Origin of the sequence: Streptomyces sp. NPDC058000 (assembly GCF_042886435.1) — a bacterium.
Classification (GTDB): Bacteria; Actinomycetota; Actinomycetes; order Streptomycetales; family Streptomycetaceae; genus Streptomyces.
On the sequence record NZ_JBHVQS010000050.1, the window covers coordinates 57,184 to 65,385 of the forward strand.

7 protein-coding genes and 2 pseudogenes are annotated in these 8,202 nt (G+C 67.6%); 4 read left to right on the top strand and 5 right to left on the bottom strand.

Annotation, left to right across the window (positions count from 1 at the left end):
• Window positions 1–141 precede the first annotated feature (141 nt).
• The 3 genes and pseudogenes from ACFVT2_RS33220 to ACFVT2_RS33230 all read right to left on the bottom strand — a co-directional run bounded on the left by ACFVT2_RS33220 (window position 142) and on the right by ACFVT2_RS33230 (window position 2,601).
• Window positions 142–1,012 (bottom strand): annotated as a pseudogene (locus ACFVT2_RS33220) (NADP-dependent oxidoreductase).
• A gap of 126 nt (window positions 1,013–1,138) precedes the next feature.
• Complete coding sequence (locus ACFVT2_RS33225) at window positions 1,139–2,140, bottom strand: hypothetical protein (RefSeq protein WP_390023993.1); 1,002 nt, start codon at window positions 2,138–2,140, stop codon at window positions 1,139–1,141.
• A 56-nt stretch (window positions 2,141–2,196) separates the two neighbouring features.
• Window positions 2,197–2,601 (bottom strand): winged helix-turn-helix transcriptional regulator, encoded by a 405-nt coding sequence (locus ACFVT2_RS33230; RefSeq protein ID WP_390023995.1) that lies wholly within the window; start codon window positions 2,599–2,601, stop codon window positions 2,197–2,199.
• Between the two features lie 133 nt (window positions 2,602–2,734).
• On the opposite strand from ACFVT2_RS33230, the gene ACFVT2_RS33235 reads away from it, so the two are divergent.
• Both ACFVT2_RS33235 and ACFVT2_RS33240 read left to right on the top strand, forming a co-directional pair.
• Complete coding sequence (locus tag ACFVT2_RS33235) at window positions 2,735–3,496, top strand: alpha/beta fold hydrolase (protein WP_390023997.1); 762 nt, start codon at window positions 2,735–2,737, stop codon at window positions 3,494–3,496.
• A 414-nt stretch (window positions 3,497–3,910) separates the two neighbouring features.
• Window positions 3,911–4,614: pseudogene (locus ACFVT2_RS33240) on the top strand (IS6 family transposase).
• Between the two features lie 185 nt (window positions 4,615–4,799).
• On the opposite strand, the gene ACFVT2_RS33245 reads toward ACFVT2_RS33240, so the two are convergent.
• Entirely contained in the window at window positions 4,800–5,114 is a 315-nt protein-coding gene (locus ACFVT2_RS33245; protein WP_390023999.1) for a putative quinol monooxygenase, read from the bottom strand.
• 108 nt (window positions 5,115–5,222) lie between these two features.
• Entirely contained in the window at window positions 5,223–5,597 is a 375-nt protein-coding gene (locus ACFVT2_RS33250; protein ID WP_390024001.1) for a nuclear transport factor 2 family protein, read from the bottom strand.
• A gap of 131 nt (window positions 5,598–5,728) precedes the next feature.
• On the opposite strand from ACFVT2_RS33250, the gene ACFVT2_RS33255 reads away from it, so the two are divergent.
• Both ACFVT2_RS33255 and ACFVT2_RS33260 read left to right on the top strand, forming a co-directional pair.
• Window positions 5,729–6,547: a MerR family transcriptional regulator gene (locus tag ACFVT2_RS33255; protein WP_390024002.1), complete on the top strand. Its 819-nt coding sequence runs from the start codon at window positions 5,729–5,731 to the stop codon at window positions 6,545–6,547.
• A 575-nt stretch (window positions 6,548–7,122) separates the two neighbouring features.
• The gene (locus tag ACFVT2_RS33260; protein ID WP_390024004.1) at window positions 7,123–8,076 is read left to right on the top strand and encodes a DUF5996 family protein; all 954 of its coding nucleotides are present in this window, start codon (window positions 7,123–7,125) and stop codon (window positions 8,074–8,076) included.
• The last annotated feature ends 126 nt before the right edge of the window (window positions 8,077–8,202 follow it).

Sequence of the window (8,202 nt, forward strand, 5' to 3'; positions counted from 1 at the left end):
GTGCGTGCAGAGCCAATTGGGGAATATTGGTCTGGAGTGAGGCTTGCTGATCGTGCTGATCGTGCTGAGCGGGCGACGGGGAGGCGGGGCGCAGTCAGCGCCGCTGGGGAGGACCGGGTGAGGGGGGAGGAGCGCAGGGCGTCAGGGACGGCGGGGGGCCTCGGCCAACGGAAAGGTGCGGTCCACGGTGACGGACAACTTGCCGGAGTCCGCGAGGGCGCACAGCGCGGCGAGGTCGTCCGAGCTGGGGCGGGCCCACACGAGGTGACCGCCCTTGTCGGTGACGGTGCTGTCGACGATGGAGGCGACCCGCTTCGGGTTCTTGAGCACTTCCTGGGAGACAGCCACCGCGTCACCGCCGACGAGGTCGAGTGCCGCGTCGACGCCGTCGGGCGCCAGCTCGCGCACCCGGTCGGACAGGCTGTCGCCGTAGGTGACGGGCTCGGCGCCGAGTCCGCGGAGGTAGTCGTGATTGTGCTTGCTGGCGGTGCCGATGACGCGCGCTGCTTGAGCGACGACGATCTGCACGCCGAACGAGCCGACACCGCCGGAAGCCGCGTGGATCAGCACAGTGTCGCCCTTGGTGATGCCGAGCCGCTGGATGGCCTGACAGGCCGTCAGTCCGGCCAGCGGCAGCCCGGCGGCCTGCAACCAGTTGAGGGACTCGGGCTTGCGGGCGAGAGTGCGCACCGGCGCGGACACGAGTTCGGCATAGCCGCCGTTTTGCGCCCAGTCCTTGCGAATGTAGGCCACGACCTCGTCGCCGACCTCGAATTCGGTGGCATCGAAACCTCTGGCTGACGACGCCGGAGACCTCCCAGCCCGGGATGAAGGGGAAGTGCGCCTCCATGACGTCGTCGAGGTAACCGGCGGCGAGCTTCCAGTCCACCGGGTTGACGCCCGCCGCCTTGACCCGCACGAGGACCTCGCTGGGGGCGACCTTCGGGGTCGGCAGCTCTATGAGTTCCAGGCCTTCCGGGCCCCCGCACTGCTGAAGTGCGATTGCCTTCATGATCAATAACAACGGGCGGCACCGGATACGTATCCCGGTTGCCACTTCGAGATCTGCGGCATGACCAGGACCTTCCACCAGGACCTTCCACCAGGATCATCCAGTTGCTGCCCTGGCACTGATGTGTCAGGCACCCGCATGGTCGCCCGTTTTTGGGAGGTCGGTACGGGTCTCCCGGCGCCACATCATCAGGCTCACCGCGGTGAACCAGGCGAAGCCCACATAGCGGCCGAATGGGATGAGCGCTGTGGCCGGCTTGGCGACCAGGGACAGCAGTGACAGGACGCTGGCCGTGGCCAGGACCAGGCCGGACCAGCCCACCCAGGCAGGCAGCGCCCGGCTTGCCAGGGCGGTGCGGGAGACCGCCCACAGGGCCAGGCCGAGCGTGCCGATCGCGGGAGCCGCGCCGGTGATGAAGGTCAGGTCCATCAAGGCACGGGCCACAGACAGCTCAGCGGAGGAGCCCAGCATCGACAGGATCCAGCTACCGCTCGCGGAGATCACCAGCAGAGCTGCGGAGGTGGTACCCATAGCCCGCACCACGCCTGCCCGCGCGGAGGTGCTGTAGCGCGCCACGAAGTCGGTCAGCCAGGGGATGAAGGCCAGCAGTGCCAGCGCGGAAAGCGTCTGGAGCAACGCTGAGAGCTGTAGCGAGCGGTGCAGTGCAGGAGGGTCGGTGAGCAGGTACTGCCGTACCACGGCATCGCTGGAATACGGGGTCGCGAAGGGGCCGGACGGCGCGGTGATACCGCTGATGACGATGCTGGCCATGAAGAACAGCACGTACAGGACACCGCTGAGTGCTCCCGCGGACTGTCGGCGGGGCGAGGCGAATGGCGACAAGATCGACACCTCCAGGTGTTGAGACCGGTGCCGGCTTGAAGACGCTTCCGGCGCAATGTAGTTGACCGGACTGCGTTCGCCGAGGCGTCCGCCGGGCGGAGGCTCCCGCCATACTCCCGGGGACGTACCGGATCTCAGCTTGCCCGCGACCTGACCGGTTTCCGGGCCGCAATCGGGGTCGATGATGGGCACGGCATCGAAGTCCGCTACGCCAAAGAGGAGTTCCTCGCGCCGGGCCGCATGCCTCGCTTCAGTGGCCCTCACGTCGCACACGTCGTTGATCACGCAAAGAAGTGAGGAGCAAGGGCAGGTCCGGGGGTTTCGCGAGGGTCTCCATCAGCTCAGTTGCGACCGTCATATGCCTGCCGTGCGGCTGCGATGGCGGGTCGATTCCGGTCGGCCCACGCCGCCAGTGCCTCCAGTGGCTCCCGGATCTCATCGACCAAGGGGGTGGTGGCGTATTCCACGCGCGGTGGTGCATCGGGATGGACGGTTCGAGTGATCAGCCCGTTCCGTTCCAGGTTGCGCAGGCTGAGCGTCAGCATGCGTCGGCTGATGCCCTCGATGGCTCGCTCCAGTTCGGTGAACCGGTGCGGGCCATCGCCGAGGACGACCAGCACTTGGGCGCTCCACTTGTCGCCGATCAGGGCGAGCACCTCTCTGAGCGGGCAATCGGGAATCTCCGGCGCGTCGTCCGGGAGCGGCGCTGCGAGCTGGTCGGTTACCACGGTGTGCCGTTGCGACATAAAAGTTCCTCCTTCCGCCGCACCCGAGCATGCTTCAGGATGACGCCTGTTACAAGTCGTAACGTTCCTGGTGGCAGGCGCTATTCGGCAATGCCTTCGGGGCAGCCTTCAGGCAGTGGACAAGGAGCAACAGGTGCCGACAGTGCACAGCAACGGGTTGAAGATCTTCTACGAAGTGTCCGGGGACGGGCCGGTTCTGGTTCTGCACCCGGGGATGTTCCAGACCGGTGCGAGCTGGAGCGCCACCGGCTATACCCCCAGGCTGCGGGCCGGCCACACCGTGGTGGCCATCGACCCGCTGGGCCTGGGCGCCAGTGACGGCCCGCATGATCCCGCCGCCTACGCTCTGGAGCGCCGCGTGGAGTGCGTCACCGCCGTCCTCGACGACATCGGTGCCGACCGGGCCGGCATCTGGGGCTATTCCATGGGTGCCTTGACCGCACTCGGCATGGCGCTGCACGCGCCGGAACGGTGTGCGCGGGTCATCGCCGGTTCCTGGGATCCCGTGGACGGCTTCGCCTCCGCACGCGACCACGCCTTCCGGCAACTCGGACTGCCTGCCGACACCGACGCGTTCGACGTCCTGCGGCAGGGCGCCTACGCCGATCCCTCGCAAGCCGCCGTCATCGAGGCGAGCGATCCCACGGCCCTGCGCGCAAACTACGACGCGTTCTCCCGCGACCAGGGCATCGACGCCGCTCTGACGTCCGTCGATGTCCCGATGCTGATGTACTGCGGCACAGCCGACCCCTGGCACGAACCGATGCGCACGGTCGCCGAACGCATCGGCATCGACTTCTTCTCCATCCCCGGTGCCGACCACCAGGGCGGCTGGGCTCGATCTACCGACGTGCTGCCCCAGACTCTGCCGTTCCTGACCGCTGACAGGTGGTGACCAACGCCATCGAACGGGAGCCTCGCCAGCCGCCAGCCGCCAGCCGCCAGCCGCCAGCCGCCAGCCGCCAGCCGCCGACCTCACGGTCAGCCCACTACGCCACCGCCGTCGCGAGTTCCGCATGAGCGCTTTGCTCGCACAAGGCTTCGGCCTGGGCGCATGCTTGGACGAAGGCAGCACGGACTGCCGCCTCGTCAGTGCCCCGCGCCTGTGCCTCCGTGTTGGTTGAGCCGCCTGCGCGGTGCCCCGTCATCCACTCCGCCGGCTTCGTTGTGTACGTATCGTCCTCGAATTCCCAGATCCAGGCGCTTTGCAGTGGAGCGGTTGGCCAGGGGAACCGTCGAGCTGGCGCTATCAAGTTGTTCGCGTGGCCCGTGGGACCCTCTTGGTGAGGGTCGTCGTGGGGGGCTGGTCGTGAAAGTGGCGTCGTACAAGGGCTACCGGTTCCCAGCGGAGATCATCAGTCACAATGTGTGGCTGTACCACCGTTTCCCGCTCTCGTGCCGGGAGGTTGAGGAGCCCCTCTTGGAGCGCGGCATCAGCGTGTCCTACGAGAGCATCCGGGCTTGGTGCGCCAGGTTCGGGCCCGTCTACGCGCGGGAGTTGCGCCGGCGGCGGCCCGCCCGGGCGACAGGTGGCATCTGGACGAGGTGTTCATCAAGGTCGACGGGCGGAGGCGGTACCTGTGGCGGGCCGTGGACCAGGACAGGAACGTCCTCGACATCCTGGTGACCGACAAGCGCGACGCCGCTGCCGCGAAGCGGTTCTTCCGCAAGCTCCTCAAGCAGTACGCGTACGTGCCCCGGGTGATCGTCACCGACAAGCTCCGCAGCTACGGTGCCGCGCACCGCGAGGTGATGCCCTCGGCGGAGCACCGCAGCTCGAAGTACCTGAACAAACGAGCCGAGAACAGCCACCAGCCCACGAGGCAGCGCGAACGCGCCAGGAAGAACTTCCGCTCCACGGGCGCGGCACAAAGATTCCTCGCCGCGTTCTCCAGGATCTCGGCTCTCTTCCGGCCCCGACGACATCTACGCACAGCCAGTGACTATCGCACCGAGATGACCGACCGTTTCCGCACCTGGAAGACCATCATCGGCATGCCCGCCACCGGCTGACCGCAGGACCCCGCACGGCACCCGCACACCCTTACGTAGTGGCCAGTTGGGATTCCCCACTGACGGCCACTTGACGGGGAATCAAGTGGCCGTCGCTGCGATCACGCAGAGTATCCGGGGGTCACGTAGAGCTCCCGGTGCTGGCGTAGCGCAGCGGGGGCGAGTCCCATCCCGAGTGGGGGCTCTCAGCGAGCTGCGATGCCCTGGCCTTGGTAGATCTCGTCGTAGTAGTGGATCACCAGCGGGCGGGTGAGCATGGCCTCGAAGGCAGCGGTGAAGCCGTGCTCCGTGCGCCAGGTGAGGTAGTCGGTGTAGTTGTGCGCCTCGGTCCACTGGGTCAGGCCGGTCACGTGGTCGGGGTCGTTCTGGTCGCGCAGGATGCGGATGTCCTCGCAGCCCTCGTGCTCAAGGCTCTCGCCCAGGATGTCCAGCAGCAGCTTCGCGACGTCGTCGCCGCGGCCGGTTTGGGCGAACAGCTCGACGGTGACCAGTGTGCTCATGGGGTGTTCCTTCCACGAATGGCGACGGACTCGGCCCGCCACCGGGGAGCGTGCGGCCCGAGGCGGTGCGGTGGGGCAGCCAGGTCAGCCATCGCCGGGGAGCCGCCCTCAGTAGGGAGAGGGCTGGTTGTGCACGATGACCAGCGAGGTGATCTTGCCGTCGGCGACCGTTAGGTAGTTGGTGAGCACCAGTTCGTCGGGCAGGTTCGTCTTGTCGTACTCGCCGTCGTAGCGCGCCCGCACGACCATCAGGTTGCCGTGACGCGCGAACTCCGTGACCTCCATCGTGACCTTGTCACCGACGATCTCGCGGTCCAGCCAGGCGCGGATCGAGGCGGGGTCGGCGAACTCGCGGCTCGCGTCGTTGACCACGGCGTCGTCGGCGAAAATCGCCAGGACGGCGTCCACGTCGAAGGCGTTGACCGCCTCGATATAGGCGGCGACAACATCGGGCAGAGCTGCGGCCTGGGCATTGGTGTTCATGGGAAGTCTCCTCATAAGGGCCTCGGCGCTGTGCGGCGCCTACCGCCGACCCTGGGCCCTACCCGCACGGGAGGGTCAACCGGAGATCGTCCGCTGGACCCTCCAGTTGGGGGAGGGTTGACACTGGTGCCATGCACACGGGCATGACGGTCGGCGAGTTCTCCCGCGCGACCCATCTGAGCGTCAAGACGCTGCGGCACTACCACGACGTCGCGCTGCTCACGCCGGCCGATGTCGACCCGGCAACCGGCTACCGGTACTACTCCCCGGACCAGGTGCCCACCGCTCAGGTGATCGTGCGCCTGCGGAACCTGGACATGCCGGTGGCGGACGTGAAGGCGGTGCTGGCCGCCGAGGACGTGAGCACCCGCAACCAGCTGATCGCCGCGCATCTCGCGCGCCTCGAGAACCGGCTCGCGCAGGCGCAGAGCGCCGTCGAGTCGCTGCGCGACCTACTGGCGCGGCCCGTGCACGGGTCGACCATCGAGTACCGCACGGTCCGTGAGCAGGCGGCCATCGGGATCCGCGAGGTCGTCGACCGCCAGGACCTCGCGGGCTGGTGGCAGGGGGCGCTGGGCGAGCTGCACGGCTTCACCACCGCCCGCGGACTGCGCACCACCGGCCCGATGGGCGGTCTCTTCGCGAATGAGCTGCTTGAGGACGAGCACGGGGAGGCGCTGGTGTTCGTCCCGGTCGACGGTGAGGTTCGCCCGGTCGGCCGGATCGACGCCGTGGTCGTACCCGGCGCGGAACTCGCGGTCGCGGTTCACCGCGGGACTCTGCAGACCATAGATCTCACCTACGGCGACCTGGGCACCCATGCCGCGCGCCACGAGATCAGTGTTGACGGCCCGCTGCGCGAGTTCTATCTGCGCAGCCCCCTCGATGTGACCGGCGAGGACGAGTTGGTCACCGAGGTCGGCTGGCCCATCTTCCGCGCGAGCAGCTAGGAGCGTGCCTCAGTAACCTGCAACCCGCCTGGGTTTCGTGACGCAGCGCGCCCGTGCCGAAGCGGACCCAACTGTGCCTGGCGCATCCATGTTCGTGGCAGCGGGGACCGCTCCACGCCGAGTCTGACGATGGTGCGGCGGGCCGGCTCGGTCAGGCTGGCGGTATGGTCAGTCCCGGGCGGGAGCCGCCGTGTCCCTGCAGACCGAGCGTGCCGTGACCGTGAGCAGGACGACGACGGCTGCGGCGTCGACCTCCACCTCGTTCGAAGCGACGGCGCTCTATCCTCTGTGAACCGCGTTCTACCCTCTGATAGGCAGCTGACCTGCAAAGAACGGCACGGTTCGACCCTCAGGCGAAGAAGGCGGGGTTTTCGGTCACCCACCGCCTCGTGGCTGCTGGCCGAGCACGTCGGACGCCCGGCGCCACCGAGTGGGCAGGACCCTGACCTGCATGTGAGAATTGGGTATTGCATTGCAGTTCGGTGTCTGAGGTCCGCCCGTCGCTGCATGGGGGAGCGGGCGCGGCACCTGACATCCCCTCCCGCTGATCCCATCGACGCGCTGGGAGGCTCTCTGTGAGCGAACGTCTCAATGCGTGGCCGACGCTGGTCTATGAGGACTTGGCGCCCACGGTCGACTACGTGAACCGGGTGGTACAGGTCGCAGGCAAGTACACCCTCGACGAGCCCTTCGAAGTCGGCTGGGGAAACATCGTCCTCGATGTCACCCCCAGGGGGCTCAGTACGCCAACCCTTCGGCAGCGGGGCGTGACCTTCACGGTGCACTACAGCCTGCTCGACGGTGGCGTGGTCATCGAGGCCGACAACGGCTCGCGGACGGTGCCATTGTCCAGGGGATCGGTCGCCATGTTCTATGCCTCCTTCTGCGATGCGGCAGACGAGCTCGGCATACACCGACCGCGCAGCTCGTTGATCTGCGAGATTCCGGATGCCCCGCCGCGCTTCGAGGACGATCACGTCGAACGCACCTGGGATGGCCACGCGGCCCGGCTGATCTGGACAGCGTTCAACCTTGCCGCTGACGGGCTCGAGGCGTGGCAGGCCCCCTTCCTGGGACACCGCCCCCGGGTCGGTGTGATGTGGGGCGGCTTCGACCTGTCAGCCACGCGTTTCAGGGCGCAGCCCACCGTGCCGCCGCCCCACCAGCCGCCGTTCATGCAGAATGCCCAGCTCGACGCGTACGTGTCGGTGGGATTCTCCTTCGGGGATGCCAAGGCGCCGAACGTGGGCATGTACGCGTACATCTGGCCCCAGCCGGACGGTCTCGAAGGCCGGTCCTGGGGTGTTGAGGGCGCCGCCTGGCATCCCGACGCTGGCCTGGTTCGTCTGCCGTGGGCCAAGCTCAGGGAGACAGCGGACCCGCACCAGGCCATTGTGGCGTTCGGTGACGCCGTCTACGATGCCGCCGTCGAGACGGCAGGCTGGCCGTCCGACCTCGTCGGACCCCGCGTCGAGGGTTGGTACATGAGCAGGACTCCGCCCGCGCTCGTCCAGCACCAGCACGGCTGACGCAAGTCGAGATTCCTGACTCGGAAGACTAGCTAGTGTCCTGCGCCGGAGATTCGTCGGCAGAAACGGGCGAGGGAGTCGAGGATCTCCTCGGCCGTCTTGGTCCAGATGAATGGCTTGGGGTCC